The organism is Qipengyuania profundimaris, from assembly GCF_030717945.1.
GTDB classification, from domain to species: Bacteria; Pseudomonadota; Alphaproteobacteria; order Sphingomonadales; family Sphingomonadaceae; genus Qipengyuania; species Qipengyuania profundimaris.
This window is the reverse complement of record NZ_JAVAIM010000001.1, coordinates 1,384,975-1,405,239: the sequence shown is the minus strand read 5'-3', so window position 1 is coordinate 1,405,239 and position 20,265 is coordinate 1,384,975. Positions and strand designations below refer to the sequence as shown.

Annotated in this window: 14 protein-coding genes and 1 tRNA gene; 9 read left to right on the top strand and 6 right to left on the bottom strand. The window is 61.5% G+C overall.

Going from position 1 to position 20,265, the window contains the following annotated elements; genetic code table 11:
• The first annotated feature begins 13 nt into the window (after window positions 1–13).
• Window positions 14–352, top strand: a complete 339-nt coding sequence (locus Q9K02_RS06900) for a tRNA-binding protein (protein ID WP_305932227.1) — start codon at window positions 14–16, stop codon at window positions 350–352.
• Here Q9K02_RS06900 and Q9K02_RS06895 read toward each other — a convergent pair.
• The 3 genes from Q9K02_RS06895 to Q9K02_RS06885 all read right to left on the bottom strand — a co-directional run bounded on the left by Q9K02_RS06895 (window position 349) and on the right by Q9K02_RS06885 (window position 7,089).
• On the bottom strand, window positions 349–2,316 hold the full coding sequence (locus Q9K02_RS06895; RefSeq protein ID WP_305932226.1) for a tetratricopeptide repeat-containing sulfotransferase family protein: 1,968 nt from the start codon (window positions 2,314–2,316) through the stop codon (window positions 349–351). The genes Q9K02_RS06900 and Q9K02_RS06895 overlap by 4 nt on opposite strands.
• Window positions 2,317–2,395: 79 nt before the next feature.
• Entirely contained in the window at window positions 2,396–5,041 is a 2,646-nt protein-coding gene (locus Q9K02_RS06890; protein WP_305932225.1) for a TonB-dependent receptor, read from the bottom strand.
• 362 nt (window positions 5,042–5,403) lie between these two features.
• On the bottom strand, window positions 5,404–7,089 hold the full coding sequence (locus Q9K02_RS06885; RefSeq protein ID WP_305932224.1) for a BCCT family transporter: 1,686 nt from the start codon (window positions 7,087–7,089) through the stop codon (window positions 5,404–5,406).
• Window positions 7,090–7,376: 287 nt separating this feature from the next.
• On the opposite strand from Q9K02_RS06885, the gene ku reads away from it, so the two are divergent.
• Genes ku through Q9K02_RS06850 form a run of 7 tightly spaced genes read left to right on the top strand, consistent with a single transcriptional unit; the run spans window position 7,377 to window position 15,805 of the window.
• Window positions 7,377–8,207 carry a non-homologous end joining protein Ku gene (gene ku, locus Q9K02_RS06880; protein WP_305932223.1) on the top strand — a complete coding sequence of 277 codons (831 nt, stop codon included), beginning with the start codon at window positions 7,377–7,379 and terminating at the stop codon, window positions 8,205–8,207.
• A 3-nt stretch (window positions 8,208–8,210) separates the two neighbouring features.
• Entirely contained in the window at window positions 8,211–10,667 is a 2,457-nt protein-coding gene (gene ligD / locus Q9K02_RS06875) for a DNA ligase D (RefSeq protein WP_305932222.1), read from the top strand.
• Between the two features lie 58 nt (window positions 10,668–10,725).
• Window positions 10,726–11,235 carry a 2Fe-2S iron-sulfur cluster-binding protein gene (locus Q9K02_RS06870; RefSeq protein ID WP_422785416.1) on the top strand — a complete coding sequence of 170 codons (510 nt, stop codon included), beginning with the start codon at window positions 10,726–10,728 and terminating at the stop codon, window positions 11,233–11,235.
• On the top strand, window positions 11,232–12,215 hold the full coding sequence (locus tag Q9K02_RS06865; protein ID WP_305932220.1) for an FAD binding domain-containing protein: 984 nt from the start codon (window positions 11,232–11,234) through the stop codon (window positions 12,213–12,215). The genes Q9K02_RS06870 and Q9K02_RS06865 overlap by 4 nt, the downstream gene beginning before the upstream one ends.
• A complete protein-coding gene (locus tag Q9K02_RS06860; RefSeq protein ID WP_305932219.1) occupies window positions 12,212–14,401 on the top strand; it encodes a xanthine dehydrogenase family protein molybdopterin-binding subunit in 2,190 nt (729 codons plus the stop codon). The genes Q9K02_RS06865 and Q9K02_RS06860 overlap by 4 nt, the downstream gene beginning before the upstream one ends.
• Window positions 14,401–15,252: an XdhC family protein gene (locus Q9K02_RS06855; RefSeq protein WP_305933468.1), complete on the top strand. Its 852-nt coding sequence runs from the start codon at window positions 14,401–14,403 to the stop codon at window positions 15,250–15,252. The genes Q9K02_RS06860 and Q9K02_RS06855 overlap by 1 nt, the downstream gene beginning before the upstream one ends.
• Window positions 15,239–15,805: a nucleotidyltransferase family protein gene (locus tag Q9K02_RS06850; RefSeq protein ID WP_305932218.1), complete on the top strand. Its 567-nt coding sequence runs from the start codon at window positions 15,239–15,241 to the stop codon at window positions 15,803–15,805. The genes Q9K02_RS06855 and Q9K02_RS06850 overlap by 14 nt, the downstream gene beginning before the upstream one ends.
• Before the next feature lie 322 nt (window positions 15,806–16,127).
• Here Q9K02_RS06850 and Q9K02_RS06845 read toward each other — a convergent pair.
• Window positions 16,128–16,213 (bottom strand) — tRNA-Tyr (locus tag Q9K02_RS06845).
• 152 nt (window positions 16,214–16,365) lie between these two features.
• Between Q9K02_RS06845 and rlmB the strand changes: the two genes are divergently transcribed.
• Complete coding sequence (gene rlmB / locus Q9K02_RS06840; RefSeq protein ID WP_305932217.1) at window positions 16,366–17,160, top strand: 23S rRNA (guanosine(2251)-2'-O)-methyltransferase RlmB; 795 nt, start codon at window positions 16,366–16,368, stop codon at window positions 17,158–17,160.
• A 98-nt stretch (window positions 17,161–17,258) separates the two neighbouring features.
• On the opposite strand, the gene Q9K02_RS06835 is transcribed toward rlmB, so the two are convergent.
• Together Q9K02_RS06835 and lon are read right to left on the bottom strand one after the other, a co-directional pair.
• Window positions 17,259–17,531: an HU family DNA-binding protein gene (locus tag Q9K02_RS06835; RefSeq protein ID WP_305932216.1), complete on the bottom strand. Its 273-nt coding sequence runs from the start codon at window positions 17,529–17,531 to the stop codon at window positions 17,259–17,261.
• Between the two features lie 252 nt (window positions 17,532–17,783).
• Window positions 17,784–20,177, bottom strand: coding sequence for an endopeptidase La (gene lon / locus Q9K02_RS06830; protein WP_305932215.1), 2,394 nt, complete (start codon window positions 20,175–20,177; stop codon window positions 17,784–17,786).
• Window positions 20,178–20,265 lie beyond the last annotated feature (88 nt).

Genomic DNA, 20,265 nt, shown 5'->3' with positions numbered 1-20,265 from the left:
ATACCCTGCGTTCATGGACCAGATCGACATCGCCGACTTCCTCAAGGTCGATATTCGCAGCGGGACTGTGGTCCGCGCCGAACCGTTTCCCGAAGCACGCATACCCGCGATCAAGCTGTGGATCGATTTCGGCGCAGAAATCGGTGAGCGCAAGACCTCCGCGCAAATCGCCGACCTCTATGATCCGGCTCAGCTGCCCGGTCACAAGGTCATGGCGGTCGTCAATTTCCCGCCGCGCCAGATCGGGCCGTTCATGTCCGAAGTGCTGGTGCTGGGCTTCCCCGATGCCGAGGGACGGATCGTCCTCGCGGCGCCGGGCGACTCCGTGCCCGACGGCGCGCGAATGAGCTAGGTCGCGAGCGGACCGAGCGCGTCCTTCAGGTCACCGAGCCACGGCTCGTACGGCTTCCACGCGCCCTGCCCCTTGCGGTTGATCGGCTGACGCACCTGCTCACTGCTCGCGGTTCTCACGGCACGGTCGGTCTTGTGAAAGTCCAGGCAGGCCTCTTCGAACTCGAGCCCGCAGTGATCGAGCATGCGTCGGACCTGCCCTTCCAGATCGTCGAGGACATCCTCATGCTGGACCCGTAGAACCTTACCCGGAAGAACGGCATCCCAGTGGTCCATCAGGTCGACGTAGTTTGCATAATAGCGGCCCACTTCGGTGAGCCCATAGGTAAACTCCTGCCCCTCTGCGAAGAGCTGCTTGAAGCCGGAGAAACAGCAATCCATCGGATCGCGGCGCGCGTCGATGATCTTCGCGTTCGGCAGGATCAGGTGGATCAGCCCGATGTGCCGGAAGTTGTTCGGCATCTTGTCGATAAAGAAGGGCGCGCCCTGCCGGTGGACGCGCGTATCCTCAATGAATTGCCGGCCGAACTTCGACAGCTGCTCATCGGATAGTTCATGCAGCACTTCGGGGTAGCGCGACTGGCCTGCCTTGCGGCCACGCAGGCGGTGAGCAAGCGCAAGGATGTTCGGCAGTTCCAGCGTGCCGTCCACTTGGCTGTGGCTGGCAAGAATTTGTTCGAGCAACGTCGATCCGGCACGCGGCAGGCCTAGAATGAAGATCGGGTCGGGTGACGGATCGCCTGCGCCCTCATGCTTGGCGAATAAATCTCGGGTGCAGACCTCTTTCTGCAGGGCAAATTCCTGCGACATGGCATCTGCGCTGTAGCGAGTCTGGGCGCGCTTCAGCGCATTGCCAGTTTCGTAGAAGCCGAAGCTATCGCCGTACTCCTTGCGGTCCTCAAGAGCCTTGCCGAGCGCGAAGCTCAGGTGCACGCGATCCATGAAAACCAGATCTTCTCGCGCGGCCTGCTCGCGCATCACGGCAATTTCATCGTCGGTGAAGCTGTAGGTCTTGAGATTCGCCAGCGCATACCATGCATCGCCGTGATCGGGCTTCGCAGCGACGGCAGCGCGGTAGCTCGCAAGCGCCTCCTCCTGCGCGCCGGTCGTCTTCAGCGCGTGTCCCTTGCTTGTCAGCGTTGCGACATCTCCGGGGAGCCGATCGAGAATCGCATCGAACAGTTCGAATGCGCGGTCGTAATCGCCTGTCTGCATGCTCTCGATCGCCAGATGCGACTGGAACAGCGGGTTGTCCGGGTCGCGCGCATGCAGTGCTTCCGCCTCCTCGCGCGCACGGTCGAACTTCTGCCGCCGCCGCAGCGCATCGATATAGTCGAGCTGGACCTGCACATTCTCCGACTCGAAGGCCCGCGCGCTTTCCAGCAGGAACTCCGCATCGTCGAGTATACCGAGCTTGATGCCGATCTGGGCGAGCAGGCGCATGCCTTCGACATTGCGCGGATTGGCGCGCAGGAAGTGTCGGCAAATCTCCTCGGCGCGAAGGATACGCCCTTCGTGCAGGTGATGGGTGACCGCGACGAGTTCGCGCGGCAGCGCCGCAATTCTGCGAGCTTGCGCCTGCGCCGCTTGCGCCTCCGCGCCGTTGCCACGCGCCGCCTCGATCTCCGCCAACGCACGCCAGCTGGCATCCAGCGCGGGGTTGAAGCGAGTGGCTCTGGCATAGGCCGCGATGGCACGATCCGTATCACCTTGCGCGCGTGCCAGATGGCCCGCCTCCTGCCACGCACGTCCGTATTCGGGCATGGCGGCGTGAAGGCGCGAAAGGTGCTCGTCGGCCTGCTCGAACCGTTCGAGATACCGCGCGGCTACTGCGGCGATATAAAGTGCTTCGGCGTCGCCAGGATCGGCTTCTAGCAAGGCTTCGGCAATCTGGAGACCACGCGCGAAGTCTCCCGCTTGCAATGCCTTTTGCGCTGAACCCAGTTGCTCTTCCCGTGACGCCATCCCTCGCCCCTACCAAAGCGAACGGCGGAGGCGAAGCCTTGCTTCACCCCCGCCGCCCTGATTTCGTGTTCGCGATCGATCAGTAGTCGTAGGAGACCCTGAGGCCGACCGTCAGCGGACGGTTGGTGGCGATCCGCGCACGGTCGTTGACGTAATTGCCCGAGATTTGCGCACGCTCGTCGAACAGGTTCTCGCCGAAAAGCTCGAACTTCCAGTTGGCCGAAGTGATGCCCGCGGCCAGATCAAACAGCGTGTAGCCGTCGAGCCTCAATTTGTTGATCTCGATCACATCGGTGAACTTCGAGGCCGAATGCGTGACCTGCGGCTGGATATAGGCGCCCAGCGTATCGTTGAGGTCCCATTCGTAGCGAACGCGGATATTGCCCTGGAAGGGCGGAGCGAACGCCAGATCGGATCCCTCGACCACATCGTCGGTCGGGATCAGCACGTCGGTGATCTCGGTGTCGAGGATCGAGAATGCACCCGCGACCGTCAGACCCGGAGCCGAGTACGGCGCGACGGTGAAGTCCGCCTCCAGCCCCTTGATTTCCGCGTCCGCCGCATTGGCCGAGAAGAACAGGTTCGTGATCGACGGATCGAAAATCGTCGTCTGCAACCGGCTGATATCGACATAGAAGGCGCTGCCGTTGAAGCGGAACTGCCCATCGAGCAGGTCCATCTTCCAGCCGAGTTCGTAGTTCTTGACCTCGTCGGTCTCGAGCTCGAACGGGACGGTGAAGCCCGCGCCGTTGGTCGCGCCGCCCGGACGGTTGAGCAATCCGGGGCGGAAGCCTTCCGAATAGGTGGCGTAGAACAACAGATCTTCGGTCGGGGTCAGCGTCAGCGTGCCCTTGTAAATGAAGCCATCGGTCGAGGCGGTGTCCGGCGCGCGAACCGCATTGAAGACCTGCTGCGCCTGAGATGCGCTCAGACCGGCGTCCTGAATATCCTGCAGGCTGTCGTCCAGCGTGAAGGTCTGGCGCAGGTCCGCGTTGCACGAGCCGATGAAGGTGTAGCTACCGTCGCCGTCGTAAAGATCGTTGAGGTCCGTTCCGAAGGCATTGGCATCCTCGGCTGCGCCGCTATTGCAGAAGCTGCCGTTGGCGCTGCCTTCGAAATCGACCTCGATGTCGTAATAGCGCGCGCCCAGCGTGACTGTTAGCAAGTCGGGCACGATGTCGAACGCCGCTTCGCCGAAGATTCCGAACTGCTCGTCCGTGCGGCGAATGTCGTTGCGGAAAATCGTCGAAGCAGGGAACGGGCCCGGCTGACTGGTATATCCTTCCTGCGGGAAGTTCGGCGCAAACGGGCCAAAGGGCTGTGCCGCAACGTTCCCAGGATAGTTGAAGTCGTTTCGTTCCTTCAGCTCGAGGTCGGAATAAAAACCGCCCGCGGTAACCCGCCAGCGGTTCTCAGCCGGCGTGCTGAAGCGCAGTTCCTGCGTGAAGACGGTCGTTTCGCTGTCCGACGTCACATAAAGATTTGGCGCCTGACAAGTGCCGCTAGGGTCCGCCGAACCGGGATAGCTCACCGAGCCGTCACAGATGTAATACGGCAGGTACTGACCGACGAAAAGATAGTCGGTGTAGTCGACCCGCTGCTCCGTCTCGCGGTCGGTATAAGCGCCCGTGTAGACGATATCGAGCATCGCAAGGCGGCCTTCGACCGTCCAGCTGGTGTTCGAAAAATCGTCCTCGAGGCGGTCTTCCTCGTACCGCTGGATTTCGAGATCATCCAAACCGCCGAGTTCGGGATCGGCGAAGAACACGCCGTCGCTCTCGATGCTCTGGCGCGAATGAGCGACCGTCACGCGCCAATCGGGCGTGATTTCCCACAACGCAGTGGCGCGGAAGCCGGAATACTGCGTGTCGTTGAAATCTTCCTCGACCAGGCCGGCATTGTCGGCATCGAGGAAGGTGACATCGCTCAGGTCGGCGGTGGACTGGAAACCGGCGCGCAGCGGGCTGACCGGGACGCCGTTGGAGCGGACGGTGCCGGCCGGGCGGAAGCGCGCGCTGTCGCGCAAGTTCTGCGTGCCCTGCACATTGTCGATATATCCGCCCTGGTCGTCGAGATAGAAGACGCCGCGCAGGCCGAAGGAGTCGGTGACCGGCACGTTCAGCATGGCTTCCGCCTTGTAGCTGGTCTCGCCGCCCTTGGTGAAGGACACGCCGGCGCTCGCCCCGGCATCGAAGCCGCCGAGGTCGGGCTTGTTGGTGATGAGGCGAACGACGCCTGCCTGCGAGCTCGCGCCGAACAGCGTTCCCTGAGGACCCGAGAGCACTTCGATGCGCTCGAGGTCGGCGGCGTAGACGTCGAGGTTGCGGCCGGGCTGCGCCAGCGGCTGCTCGTCGAGATAGAGCGCGACGTTGGGCGCGAGGCCGGCGACGCCGGCCGTCGTCAGGTTCGGCGTCGTCGATGCGAGACCGCGAATGTAGATCGTGCTTTGGCCGGGGCCGCTGCCGCCAGCGGTCACAGTCGGCAACTGGTCGAGATAGTCTTCGAACGTGTCGATGTTGAGCTCTTCGAGCCCTTCTTCGCCCAGTGCCTGGACCGAGACGGGCACGTCCTGCAGATCCTCGCTGCGCTTCTGCGCGGTCACGACGATCACGTCGACCCCGCCGCGGCGTTCCTGCGCGGCGGGCGCGGTGTCCTGCGCCATCGCGGGATTTGCAAGTGCCACAGCCAGCGCACCAGCCGATGCGCCGCTAACAAACTTTTTCATGGTGGATAGCCCCTAGCTAACTACATTCAGATACAGCGACGCGGCAGACGAAAAGCGCATCGCATGAGAAAATTCCCGCTTTCGGAAAATCAACGAAAGCGACGGGGGGCGATAGCAATCGAAAATTGCGCAGGCCACCGGTGCGGGGGTAAATTGCGGAATGCAACTCAGCCTGTTGCAAAGAGTCCACACACCCGAAATCTAGTCAAATAATGCTCAATGACGCGCGCCGGTTATCAAATACGGCGTGGGCTTGTCTTTGAGTTTCCTTTTTCCCTGCAAACTCGTCAAACAGTAAAACTTAAATATCGAAATTTTTCACTTCGAATGTCTCAAAGCTAGCTCGACTTGATACTGCTTTCCTACTCTCCTCGAGCGAGTTCCGCGCAACCTTCCGCAGTTGTCGGTACGCCATGGTGCTTTCGGACTAGATCGAATGCGATCGCCTTCAGGATAGCAACAGCCATCAGAGCCACCACGAAGGAGAACGGTAGCGCGCCGATGATCATGGTGATGCGGATTGCGTCGATCCCGCCGAGGATCAACATGCTCCCGACGACAAACGCCAACGCTGCGCCCCAGAACAGGATATGGTGGCGCCGCTCCCCGTCGGTTTCGCCTGCTCCGTTGATCGTGTTCACAATCAGGATCGCGCTGTCGGCGGAGGTGATTAGGTAGGTCATCAGCAGGATCACGACGAGGCCAGATACCAGGCTGGCGACAGCCGGGTCCAGCAACACGGCAAGCGTCGCGTAAAGCTGGTCGGATATGCCGGTGTCCACGATCGCCCCGCCTGCGACGCCGCTCAGCTCCAGGTCGATGGCCGTACCACCGACGACGGCCATCCACACGAAACACATCAGCGAAGGCACAAGGACCACGCCGAAGACATACTCGCGCACCGTCCGCCCGCGCGAGATACGCGCGATGAACATGCCGACGAACGGCGCAAACGCGATCCACCACGCCCAGTAAAACACCGACCAGTCGAGCTGCCACTGCAGCAGCGCCTGCGCCGTCTCACCCTCGACATCGGGAAAGAGCCGCAGCGAATTCGGCACGAGGGTGACGAAGTAGTCCCACAGCGCCGTCCCCAGCAGGCCCACCCCGTACACGCCCGATCCAACGACGGCGAACAGCGCCAGCAGAGCGAAGGACAGGCCCATGTTGAGATTGGACAGCCATTTAATGCCCTTCCCCACGCCAGAAAGCGCGCTGAGCGTCGATGCGCCGACCAGCAGTACAAGCGCTAAAATAATTGCGATCACCGACGATGTGCCGTCTTCTGCCAGCAGCCAGTCACCGAGACCGAGCCGCGCTAGGCCGGCGATGAACTGCTCGACTCCTAGGCCCATGGTAACCGCCACGCCGAGGATCGTCGCCACCACCGCGACGATATCGACCAGATGGCCGGAGAAGCCGGACAGGACGCGCCCGAACAGCGGCGCAAGAGCCGAGCGAATGGTAAGCGGCAAACCTCGGCGATAGGCGACATAGCCGATTGCCAAGCCGACCAGCGCATAGGTGCCCCAAGCGGCAAATCCCCAGTGCAGGAAGGTGTAGATATAGGCCGGCCGAACCGCCTCCTGCGACAGCGGCTCGATCGTGCCGCGGATGATGTCGGGATTGTTAGCGAAATGCGCCAGCGGCTCGCCTGTCGAATAGGTCAGCATGCCGATGCCGATGCCCGCACCGAACAGCATCGCGAACCATGAGAACCGCCCGAACTCGGGCTTCTCGTCCGGCGCTCCGATGCGCAAGCGGCCCGATTGCGGGATGACCGCTACAATGAAGCACGCGAACATCAGGAAGGCCACGAGATAGACGTACCAGCCGGCGAAGGATCGGATGATCGTGGAATTGGCCGCCGTCAGCGTCTCATTCGCGCTGACCGGGAAGAAGATCGCCCACATGATGATGAGCGAGACGATGATCTTGGAGGGGATCGTCACCGCCCTGCTGAAGCCGTCGTAGAAACCGCGGTTCGCAGTCCGGATCGGGAGATCGACCAGCGGCGGATCGATCGGTGCGTCGTTGGTGCTGCTCATGTGCGGAATCGTGCTCGCTTTCCTGGCGCCCGTGCGTTCATGCTGTCGGCTGATGCGTAGGGAGAGGCCCCCGCGGTTCGGGGGCAGCATAGGAAAAGGGCCGCGGAATGCAAATCGCGCTGCCGGAATTCTGCGGTTGGGGACCTGAAGCGAGGTGGGGGACAGGGTTCAATTCGAACCGCATTTCGGCGTCCGCCATGAATGCGGGTTATCCGCAAATCTGTGACAAGCAGTATTGTCGAAACATATTGCGGTCCTCGCACGTTCAATCGTGAACGGAGAATTACATGGCTGCACGAGCTTATTGGCAAGGACAGATACGGTTGGCCCTGGTTTCGATCCCGGTCGAAATCTATTCGGCATCCAAATCCGGTTCGAGGATCAGCTTCAATCAGATCCACGAGCCGAGCGGCAAGCGCATCTCCTACGAAAAGGTCGTGCCGGGTATTGGCCCCATCGACCGCGACGAGATCATCCGCGGTTACGAGATATCCAAGGGCAATTATGTCCTGCTCGAGGACGAGGAAATCGAGGCCGTCAAGATCGAGAGCAAGCGCACGCTCGAACTGGTCCAGTTCGTCGATGCCTGCGAGATCGATCCGCTCTATTTCGAGAAGCCTTACTACGTCGCCCCGCAGGACGAGCTTGCCGAAGAAGCCTTCATCGTGCTGCGTGAGGCGTTGCGAAAGGCCAAGAAGGTCGCGCTGGGCCAACTCTCGGTGCGCGGGCGGGAAAAGCTGGTTGCAATCAAGCCGTGCGGCAACGGGCTGCTCCTTGAGACGCTTCGCTATGCCGATGAAGTGCGCGTGGGCCAGAGCTTTTTCGCTGATATCGACGACGCCAAGCCGAAGAAGGAGCTGCTCGATCTGGCCAATACGCTGATCGAGCAGAAGAGCGCGCCCTTCGATGCGGGCGAGTTCGAGGACCGCTATGCCGAAGCGCTGAAGAAGCTGATCGACAAGAAGGCCAAATCGAAGAGTAAAAAAGCGGTCATCGAGGATGTGGACAATCCGGACGCCCCGCCGGGTTCCAACGTCATCGACCTGATGGCCGCTCTCAAGAAATCGGTCGAGGGCGACAAGGCGAAGAAACCTGCAAAGCGCAAGAAATCCGCCTGATCCATGGCCGCGCGCAAGGGTCCTCTGACCGAGTACAACGCAAAGCGGGACTTCAAGCAAACGCCCGAGCCTGCGGGCAAGCGCAAGACCAGCAAATCGGGCGACCTCTTCATCGTCCAGAAGCATGACGCGACCCGGCTGCATTGGGACTTGCGGCTTGAAGTGGATAGCGTGCTGAAAAGTTGGGCCGTGACCAAGGGCCCTTCCCCCGATCCGGACATCAAGCGACTGGCGGTGCGGACCGAGGACCATCCCATGTCCTACGCGGAGTTCGAAGGCGTCATACCCAAGGGGGAATATGGTGGCGGGACGGTCATGCTGTGGGACCGGGGAAGCTGGGCGCCTGTCGAGGGCAAGAGCGCGAAGGACCTCGAAAAAGGGCATCTCCACTTCACCTTGCAAGGCGAGCGGATGCGCGGTGAGTGGCTGCTGATCCGCCTTAAGAAGAAGCCGGGCGAGAAGCGCGAGAACTGGCTTTTGCGTAAGCTGCAGGATGAGCAGGCGGAAGCGGGCGATGCGCTGGTGCAACGCGAATTGACCAGCGTTGCGACCGGTCGTTCGATGGCGGAAATCGCAGCCGGGAAGGATGGCGCGCGGCCCAGCGCAGGCACTAAGAAATCCCGCAAGACGAAAACCGCTGCGCTGCCGAAGTATCGGAAACCCCAACTTGCCACGCTGGTCGACGATGTGCCGACGGGCAATCGCTGGATGCACGAGATCAAGTTCGACGGCTACCGCGCGCTGGTGGCAGTGCGCGGCAAGGACGTGCGCATCTATACGCGAAACGGCAAGGACTGGACGGACAAGTTCGGACCTCTGGTCGATGCCATTGCTGCGCTGGACCTGCCTTCGGCCCTTATCGACAGCGAAATCGTGGCCTATGACGACAAAGGCAATCCGGACTTCTCGACCCTGCAAAAGGTCTTGAAGCGAGGTTCCGGATCACAGCAGCCATCCGACAAACTGGCATTGCACACTTTCGACTTGCTGGAACTGGAGGGAGACGATTTGAGCGACCTTCCGAATATCGAGCGCAAGGAACGGCTTGAGGCCTTGCTCGCGAATGCGGAGGCGCCGATCCATGTGGCCGAACACGTCCTGGGGGCAGGCGAAACCCTGTACCGGGCGATGTGCGATGCGAAACAGGAAGGTATCATCTCCAAAACCGTGGACGGGAAATATTCCGGCCGCCGGTCGAGAGCCTGGGTGAAGGTGAAGTGCACCCGCAGGCAGGAATTCGTGATCATTGGCTGGAAGGCCTCGAGCGCGAAGGGGCGCCCCTTCGCTTCCCTCCTGCTCGCCCAGTATGAGGGAGGCGAGCTTGTCTATAAGGGCAATGTCGGCACCGGTTTTTCTGCCGACGATCTCGATGAGCTCGCGGCGAAACTGAAGCGGCTGGAGCGCATGACCCCGCCTGCGGAGGTGGAGAAAGCATCGTCGCGCAACGTGACTTGGGTGACCCCGAAGCTCGTGGCGGAGATCGCTTTTGCCGAGTTTACCGCCGACGGGAACGTACGCCACGGCAGCTTCCTCGGCCTGCGTGACGATAAACCGGCGAAGATGGTCGTTCCCGAGAAAGCCGCATCTGCGCCCGCGGAAGAGAATGTCGCGATCTCCAGCCGCGACCGTGTCATTTTTCCAGACAGCGGTCAGACGAAAGGGGAACTGGCCGATTACTACGCCGCGATCGCACCGGTCATGCTTCCATTCGCCGCGCGGCGCCCCGTCAGCCTGGTTCGCTGTCCACAAGGGAGGGCGAAGAAGTGTTTCTTCCAGAAGCATGACAGCGGTGCCTTCGGCGATGCCGTTCACCACGTTCCGATCCGCGAAAAGGATGGTGGGCACGAGGATTACCTCTATGTCGAGGACCAGCGCGGCCTCCTGCAGTGCGTCCAGATGGGCACGATCGAGTTTCATGGATGGGGAGCGCGCTCTGACGACGTCGAGAAGCCCGATCGGATGATCTTCGATCTCGATCCCGACGAGGGGCTTGGATTTACCGAAGTGAAGACAGCCGCGCGCGACATTCACGACCGCCTTGCCGACCTCGGACTGACCAGCTTCGCCATGCTTTCGGGAGGAAAGGGTGTCCATGTCGTGGTGCCGCTCACGCCGGGTGACAGCTGGGGCGAACACAAGGATTTCGCCCGGCGTTTCTCCGAAGCGCTGAGCCTTGCCGAACCCGACCGCTTCACCGCGAACATGAGCAAGGCAAAACGCAAGGGCCGCATCTTCATCGACTGGCTGCGCAATCAGCGCGGCGCGACGGCAGTGCTACCTTACTCGGCGCGTGCACGATCCGGCGCGCCAGTCGCGGTTCCTGTCACATGGAACGAACTCAAGGGGATGGACGATGCCAAGCCGTTCTCCATCGATCAGGCGGAGACGCTGTTGCGGCGTGCTTCATCGAAAGCGTTGCATGGGTGGGGTTTCGTAGACCAGCGCCTTCCGGACCTCTAAAAATCGATTTTCGGACACCTTTGGCCGCGCGATGGTTCTACAGGGACAGGAGGTGCGCTTGGCCGATACAATTACCGTAAACGGAACCGCTTATCCCATTCCAGACGATCCGCGGGTCAGTCTTCTCGACTTCCTGCGCCAGCACATCGGCCTGACCGGCACAAAGAAGGGCTGCGACCATGGCCAGTGCGGCGCTTGTACGGTGCTGGTCAACGGCGTCCGGATCAACAGCTGCCTGACGCTCGCGGCCATGCACGATGGCGACGACGTGACGACAATCGAGGGCCTCGGCACACCCGAGGAGCCTTCGGCCCTGCAGCGCGCGTTTCTCGAACACGATGGTTATCAATGCGGTTATTGCACCCCCGGCCAGATCTGTTCGGCCACTGCCATGCTGGAGGAGCTTGCCGCGGATTGGCCCAGCGACGCGAGCGAAAATTTGAACGGCCAGATCCGCCTGACTGGCGAGGAGATCCGCGAGCGGATGAGCGGAAACCTGTGCCGCTGCGGAGCTTACGCGAATATCGTGGCCGCGATCGAGGACGTCGCAGCGGGAGGCCAGTCATGAGGCCTTTTCAATACACCCGCGCGCCTTCGCTTGCAGAAGCTTCGAATTTGACCGCGGGCGAAGATACGCTTGCTATTGCCGGCGGGACCAACCTGCTCGACCTCATGAAGCTGCAGGTGGAAACGCCGGGCCAGCTAGCCGACGTCAACCGGCTGGGGTTCGCGGATATCGAAGACACGGACGACGGCGGCCTGCGGCTCGGCGCACTCGCCACGAATACTGAGACCGCCGTCCATCCGCGCGTGCGTTCCAATTATCCGGTGCTCTCACGCGCGATCCTTGCCGGAGCTACGCAACAGTTGCGTAACAAGGCCACCAACGGCGGCAACCTGTGCCAGCGCACGCGGTGCTTCTATTTCACCAATATCGACCAGCCCTGTAACAAGCGCGAGCCCGGCAGCGGTTGTGGAGCGATCGACGGGATCGCGAAACTGCACGCGATCCTTGGCACAAGCGACCAGTGCATCGCCACCTATCCGGGCGACATGGCAGTGGCGCTGAGCGCGCTTGGAGCGACGGTCGAGATTTCCGGCGACAAGGGCCAGCGCAGTGTTCCGGTACGCGACTTCCATTGCTTGCCCGGCGACACGCCGTGGATCGAGAATGTGCTCCAACCGGGCGAAATCATCACCGGCATCGTCCTTCCGACGCCAGTGGGCGGTACGCAAATCTACCGCAAGGTTCGCGAGCGTTCGTCCTATGCCTTTGCGCTGGTTTCCGTCGCCGCCGTATTGGAACTGACCGACGGCAAGTTTTCGCGCGCCGACCTCGCCTTCGGTGGGGTTGCGCATAAGCCATGGCACGATCCGCGTGTCGAAGAATGTCTGCTGGGCCAGGCTCCTTCGGATGCATTGTTCGACAAGGCAGCCGAGATCCTGCTGGAAGATGCGCGCGGGTTTGGCGAGAACGACTTCAAGATACCGCTGACACGGCGCACGCTTCACGCCGTCCTTTCACAGGCGACGGAGGACGCAACATGAAGGTCCATTTCAAACAAGACGAACCCGACAATTCCAACCGCCTCGACGGGATGCAGCAGGGCGTGCTGGGCAAGCCCCTGCCGCGCATCGAGGGGCTGGCCAAAGCCACCGGAACCGCGCCCTACGCGGCCGAGTATCCGGTCGAGAACTGCGCCGAAGGTGTCTTGGTCACAGCCACTATTACGCGCGGCGAGGTCACGTCCATCGATCGTGAGAGCGTGCTTTCCATGCCTGGCGTAATCGCGGTCATCGACGACGAGAAGCTCTGCACCCGCGCTGCGCAGGGAACGGCGAACGAAGCGCCCATGCAGGGACCGGCGCAAGTTTGCTACTGGGGCCAGCCGATCGCTCTGGTGGTGGCCGAAACCTTCGAAAAGGCGCGCGACGCTGCCAAGCACCTCAATGTCGAGTATCGCGTGGAAGAGGGCGCCACCCTAGACCCCGGCGCGGTCGAACCGGAGGAGCAGGAGGACGAGACGGTCCACCAAGGCGATCTGGCCCATGCCATGGCCGAGGCGGCGCACAGCATCGACGTCACCTACACCACCAAGGGCCACGCGTCCGCCGCCATGGAGCCGCACGCTGCAATCGCCGAGTGGGACGGCGACAAGCTGACCGTCCATGCTTCGCTGCAGATGCTCAACTACAACATCACCGAACTGGCCGATGCGCTCGATATGGAAGAGGACGATGTCCGCCTCATATCCCGCTATGTCGGGGGCGGGTTCGGTTCCAAACTGGGGATCAGCGAGGAAGTGGTCGCAGCTGCGCTGGCGGCGAAACAAGTTGGCCGCCCGGTTCGCGTCGTGCAGTCGCGACAGCAGGTTTTCCAGACGGTCATGCGCCGGAGCGAAACCACGCAACGTCTGCGTCTCGCAGCAGATAGTGAGGGCAAGCTCATCGGCTTCGGTCACGAGGCGCTAGTGTCCAACCTTCCCGGAGAGGCTTTCGCCGAGCCCGTGCTGCAATCGTCGCACTTCATGTATGGCGGCGAAAACCGCGAACTGATGCTCAAGGTTGCCCGCATCCACCGCATGACAGCGGGATCGGTGCGCGCTCCGGGCGAGGCCGTAGGCATGCCGGCGCTCGAGGGCGCGATGGATGTGCTCGCCGAAAAGGCCGGTATCGATCCGGTCGAGCTCCGTCTGCGCAACATACCCGAAGACGATCCTGAAGAAGGTCTGCCGTTTTCCTCTCACAAACTCGCCGAATGCCTGAAACAGGGTGCCGAGGCTTTTGGTTGGGAGAATGGTCCGCGCAAACCGCGCCAGCGGCGAGAGGGCGAGTGGTGGATCGGCACGGGTATGGCCAGCGCCGCCCGCGTGCACAACATTTCCGAGGCGAAGGCGCGCGTGACGCTGAAAGCCGATGGGGCGGCCCTCGTCGAAACCGACATGACGGATATCGGCACCGGGACCTATACCATCCTCGCACAGATCGCCGGGGAGATGCTCGGACTCGATCCGAAGCGGGTTCTTGTCGAACTGGGCGACACGCGCCACCCGCGCGGGCCCGGCTCGGGTGGCAGCTGGGGCGCAGCCTCGATCGGCTCGGCTGTTTACGTCGCGTGCAAGGCAATCCGCGAGGAACTGGCCGCAAAGATCGGAACGATCGAGGACAAACTCGAGTTAAACGACGGCAAGACCGCTACCGGTGAATCTCTGACGGACCTCCTCGAAGGCAAGGACCTCGCCCGCGAAGGCCATTACGAGCCGGGCGATATCGAAGACGATTACACCGCCTCCGGCTTCGGCGCCTTTTTCGCCGAGGTGCGCGTCAATCACTACACCGGAGAAACCCGCGTCGATCGGATGCTCGGCGCATTCGGCTTCGGGCGGGTGCTCAATGCCAAGACTGCCCGCTCACAATGCATCGGCGGCATCACCTGGAGCATCGGCGTCGCGCTAACCGAGGCGCTCGAGTTCGATCCGCAGGATGGACATCTCGTTAATTGCGATCTTGCCGAGTATCACGTGCCCGTCCACCGCGACGTACCCGATCTGGATGTCGTTTTGGTCGAGGAACGTGATGGCGCGGCCAGCCCGATCCAGGCCAAGGGCATCGGCGAGCTCGGCATGTGCGGCGGCGCGGCAGCTATCGCCAACGCGATCTATAACGCCTGCGGGGCGCGGCTTTACGATTATCCGATGACACCGGATCGCGTGATCGTAGCCATGCCCGATTGATGCTTGCTGATTATGCGATCGAGGCGGTGCGCGACGAGGATCACCTCGCGCTTGCCGCCGCGTGCCAGCCGGATGTCGGGCTTTGCACCATCGTCGGAATAGATGGCAGTTTTTCACGGCGTCTCGGAGCGCAGCTGGCAGTCATGCAGGACGGATCGACCGTAGGCGATCTTGCCGATAGTTGTCTGGAAAGCCAGCTCGCAACCGACATGGCTCAAAGCACGGAACGACGGGTTAGGCGCTATGGACGTGGTTCTTCCAATATTGATTTTCGACTCCCGTGCGGAGGCGGGCTTGATATCCTGCTCGATCCCGCACCGGATCGTGCAGCCTGCCGCTCTATACTTGAGACGCTGACAATGCGCCGCCCAGCCCGGTTGCCAATCAATGAAGGCAGGCATCTGTTGAACCGAACCTACCTGCCTTCGCTGAAACTCGCCGTTTTGGGTGAGGGACCGGAGCTCGAGGCAGTCAGTTCCCTTTGTTCGGCCATGAAAATCGAAGTCGAAGTGTTTACGAGAAAAGACCTTTCGATCGGCCAAGCGGCCCGGAATGCACAATATGATCCTTGGACGGCGTGTCTGTTGCTCTTCCACGACCATGAATGGGAACTGGCCTTGCTCGAACAGGCGCTGGCGAGCGAAGCCTTCTACGTAGGAGCGCAGGGCGGAGACAGGGCGCGCTCCGACCGGAACCTGGCGTTGGCCGCACGAGGCGTCCCGGAGGAGCAGATCGCGCGACTGACCAGTCCGGTGGGGCTGATGCCAGCGTGCAAGTCTCCACGAACTCTCGCGTTGTCGGCCTTGTCCGAAATCGTCGACCGCTACGAGCAGATGCGTGCCATTTTTTGAGATGAAAACAGGCGTTGTTTTGCTTGCGGCCGGCCAGGGAACCCGGTTCGGCGGCAACAAACTTACGGCCAGATTTCGCGGACGACCGTTGTGGGTATGGGCTGCCGAAACCGCAGAGAGTTTCGATTTCACCGAGCGCGTTCTTGTGATCGGACCCGAGACCCCCATTGGAAGCCGCCAGACATGGAAGCGGGTCAAGAATCGTCAGGCAGAGCGGGGAATGGGCACTTCGATCGCTGCAGGAGTGCGCGCACTGACCGATAGTGATCGCGTGCTCGTGATGCTCGCTGACATGCCGCTCGTCTCACGCGCACATATCGGTCGGCTTCTCGCAACACAGAGCGTTGCCTTCACACAGTATCATGGCGGAAAAGCAGGATGCCCGGCAATATTCCCGCATTCGGTTTTCTTTCAACTAACATCGCTGTCGGGTGATCAAGGTGCGCGAAGTATCGACTGGGAAGATTTTGAGCTTATCCGTCCTCTTGGCGAAAATGAACTTGCCGATATCGACACGACCTGTGACCTTACTCAGCTAGATTCTGCTGTTTGAGGGCTGACGAATTTATCGCAAATTGAATTACTAGCGTACAGAAGCTGCAAGCGCTCGGAAAAGCGTCCTTAGTGCCATGCTAGACAACCTCTTTCCTGCCGATACCTGATCGCAGTCAAACACCCGCTTGGTCGGATTGTCAGCACAATCTGGCGAAGTCTGAAGAATGACGTCTGTTCAAAGTGGAGGATGCCGGTTCCCATACCACCTGATTTGAACCAGCCTCCGCTATCTATCTCCATCGGCAAAATGGAGTTGCAAAAGCCGTCTTGCATCCTGGCTGTTTTTTGCTGCGAATTAGCTCGGGCGTGTTGAAAGCCTATGGTGGACAGGGCTGGATTCGAACCAGCGTACGCTTGCGCGGGCAGATTTACAGTCTGCTGCCTTTAACCACTCGGCCACCTGTCCACACGGGCTCGCTCAGTCTCTGTCGAAAGAGAAACTCTGGGAAAGCCGCATGGCTTCCCTGCCGAGAGGCGCCCCTTTGGCGAAGCCGCGCTTGCCTGTCAATGCCCTCGCTGGCAGGAGCCGCAGCCAATGTTTCAGACAGGACGGACATGATGGCCAAAAGCGAACGAAAAAGGGCTCTACGCGGGCGTGCGGGCAGGATGAAGGGCGGACGCGGCAGTGGCCGGGCCAGCACCGGCCATGTGCGCCTGTGGGGTCGCCATGCGGTAGAAGCCGCATTGAAGAACCCGGACCGGGTGCACCGCAAGCTATGGGCCACGCGTGAGGGAATCGAGACCCTCGATGGAGAGCTGCCCGCGGATTTCCCGGTCGAGTATGCCGATGTCGCGGATCTCGCCCGTCTGGTGGCAAAGGATGCCCCGCACCAGGGTCTGGTGCTCGAATGCGCGGCGCTGGAAGATGTGCATCTCGACGAGGTTATAGGCGGCGAGGCTAATGCGCCGTTGGTCTTTCTCGACCAGGTCACCGATCCGCACAATGTCGGCGCGATCATGCGCTCGGCGGCCGCTTTCGGCGCCGCTGCGATCGTCACCCAGGATCGGCACGCTCCACCGGAAGGCGGCGTGGTTGCCAAGTCCGCCTCGGGTGCGCTCGAGACCGTGCCGTGGGTTCGCGTGGTAAATCTCGCTCGCGCGCTCGAGCAGGCGGCCGATGCGGGGTACTGGCGCATCGGGCTGACCGGAGCGGCGGGCGCAACGCTGGCCGAAGCTCTGCCAGCGGGGCCCGTGGCGCTGGTCCTGGGCGCGGAAGGCCCGGGCATGCGACACAATATCGAGGGGCATTGCGATGCGCTGGCCCGCCTCCCGATCGGCGAGGCAGTTGAAAGCCTCAACGTCTCGAATGCCGCCGCGATCGCGCTTTATGCGATCGCTACGCGCCGAGCCTAGACCAAAACAAAAACGCCGCGCCCCTTTCGAGGCGCGGCGTAATTTGCATCTCCGGCCGCTGCCGAGGCGTTGGCAAGTCCGGACAGATCGTCGATCGCTTAGTTGACCGCGTCCTTGAGGCCCTTGCCGGCCTTGAACTTCGGCTGGTTCGATGCCTTGATGGTCATCGGTTCGCCGGTACGGGGATTGCGGCCGGTCGAAGCCTTGCGCTTGGCAACCGAGAAGGTGCCGAAGCCGACGAGGCGAACTTCATCGCCGCTCGACAGTGCCTTGGTGATCGAATCGAAAACGCCTTCGACGGCGCTCGATGCATCGCTCTTGGAAAGGCCGCTCGCATCGGCAACCGCGCTGATCAGGTCGTTCTTGTTCATTCTGGGAACCCCCTCAATATAATTTTGAAAACTGTTCGGTGAATCGCCTCTCCGAAGGCGCACGAATTGAGAGAGTTTTCCGGGCTCTGTCAAAGGCAAATATGGCCAAAATGCGCGATTTTCGGGGCGAAATTCGCCGCAAGCAGGGTAAATGGCGCATTCACCAGTAGCGCTGGCGAAGCGGTGCTCAATTGCAACCGAAGATCGGCAGGCTCGCAGTCGGCGAGTCGCTGCAATGCAATATATCTTTTGTTAGTGTGCCGTTGCGGAAGGTGCGCCGCCCTGACTGTGATCCGGCTGGCTGGCGAGATCGTCGGCTTCCGACCATTCGATCGGCTCAGGCACCTCGCACAACGCATGCGCGAGCACTTCGTCGACATGGCTCACCGGCACGATCTCGAGACCTTCCTTCACATTATCGGGAATTTCCGTGAGGTCCTTCACATTCTCTTCCGGGATCAACACTTTCTTGATCCCGCCGCGGAGTGCTGCGAGCAGCTTCTCCTTGAGGCCACCGATGGCGAGCACCCGACCGCGCAGCGTGACCTCGCCCGTCATTGCGACATCCGCCCGCACAGGAATGCCCGACAGCGTCGAGACGATCGAGGTGACCATGCCGACACCGGCGCTTGGCCCGTCCTTCGGCACCGCCCCTTCGGGCAAGTGGATGTGGATGTTGCGGCGCTGGAAGAGGCTCGGGCGGATGCCGTAATGTGGTGCCCGTGCCTTCACGAAACTGAAGGCTGCCGCGACGCTCTCGTTCATAACGTCGCCGAGCTTGCCGGTCGTCTTGACCTCGCCCTTCCCCGGCGTGGTGACGCTCTCGATGGTCAGCAGCTCGCCGCCGACTTCGGTCCACGCCAGACCGGTGACGGCGCCAACCTGCGGCTCGTCTTCGCTCATGCCATGCTTGAACTTGCGGACCCCAGCGAAGTCGCTGAGGTTGTCAGGTGTGATGGTGACGCTTTCCGCCTTGCCCTCGAGGATCTTGCGCAGGCTCTTGCGCGCAAGCCGCGCCAATTCGCGTTCCAGCGTGCGGACGCCGGCCTCGCGGGTGTAATAGCGGATGAGATCGCGCAGGCCGTCTTCGGTCAGCTCGAACTCTTCATCCTTGAGCCCGTGGTCCTTGACCTGCTTGGGCAGGAGGTGGCGCGTGGCGATCTCCACCTTCTCATCCTCGGTGTAGCCCTCCAGCCGGATGATCTCCATCCGGTCGAGCAGCGGCTGCGGCAGATTCAGGCTGTTCGCGGTGGTCACGAACATGATGTCCGACAGATCGAGATCGAGCTCCAGATAATGGTCCTGGAACTTGCTGTTCTGTTCGGGATCGAGCACTTCGAGCAGCGCAGAAGCCGGGTCCCCGCGGAAATCCTGACCGAGCTTGTCGATCTCGTCGAGCAGGAACAGCGGGTTGATCTTCCCGGCCTTCTTGAGATTGCTGACGATCTTGCCCGGCAGCGAGCCGATATAGGTACGCCGGTGGCCGCGGATTTCCGCTTCGTCGCGCACGCCGCCCAGCGACTGGCGCACGAATTCGCGGCCCGTTGCCCTGGCGATCGACTTGCCGAGACTGGTCTTGCCGACACCCGGCGGGCCGACGAGGCACAGGATCGGCCCCTTCAGCTTACGTGTGCGCGCCTGCACAGCGAGATATTCGATGATCCGGTCCTTGACCTTCTCGAGGCCATAGTGATCCGCATCGAGGACCTTCTGGGCCTCGCCGATATCCTTCTTGACCTTGCTTTTCTTACCCCAGGGCAGGCCGAGCAACACGTCGAGGTAATTGCGGATGACAGTTGCTTCCGCGCTCATCGGCTGCATGCTCTTGAGCTTCTTGAGCTCGCTTTCGGCCTTCTCGCGCGCTTCCTTCGACAGCTTGGTCTTGCCGATCTTCTCGGTCAGTTCGGCAATCTCGTTGCCGCCGTCCTCGTCGCCATCGCCGAGTTCGTTCTGGATCGCCTTCAGTTGTTCGTTGAGGTAATATTCGCGCTGGGTCTTCTCCATCTGCCGCTTCACACGGCCGCGAATGCGCCGCTCCACCTGCAGCACCGACAGCTCGCCTTCCATGAAGGACATGACCATTTCGAGGCGTTTCAGCGGATCGTGCTCGACCAGCAGGGCCTGCTTGTCCGAAACCTTGGCGTTGACGGCGGCCGCGATGGTGTCGGCCAGTTCGCCGGCGTCGTCGATGTCGGCCAGCTGGTCGGCAGCGTCCTCGCCGATCTTCTTGTTGAGCTTGGCGTATTCGCCGAACTGTTCGACCACCTGGCGCATCATGGCCATCACTTCGCTACCCGAAGCCGTCATCGGATCGCGCGAAGAAACCTCGGCTATCACGTGATCGTCCTGCTCGACCAGCGCCTCGAGTGTCGCCCGGCGCGTGCCTTCGACAAGGACGCGCACCGTCCCGTCGGGCAGCTTCAGCAATTGCAGCACCTGCGCCACCACGCCGACCTCGTAGAGATCGCTGCGCTCAGGGTCGTCACAGCCCGGATCGAGTTGCGCGAGCAGGAAGATGTCCTTCGACCCTTCCATCGCCACTTCGAGCGCGGCCACCGATTTGTCGCGGCCGACGAATAGCGGCACGACCATACCGGGAAACACCACGATGTCGCGCAGGGGAAGGAGGGGAAAAGCGTTGCTCATAGAAATATTCCGTCACTTGGCCGAAGCCGTTACGAGGGAATATGGTGACGCTACCGCCCTTTCGCAACGCAGCGCGGGTAGAAGAATG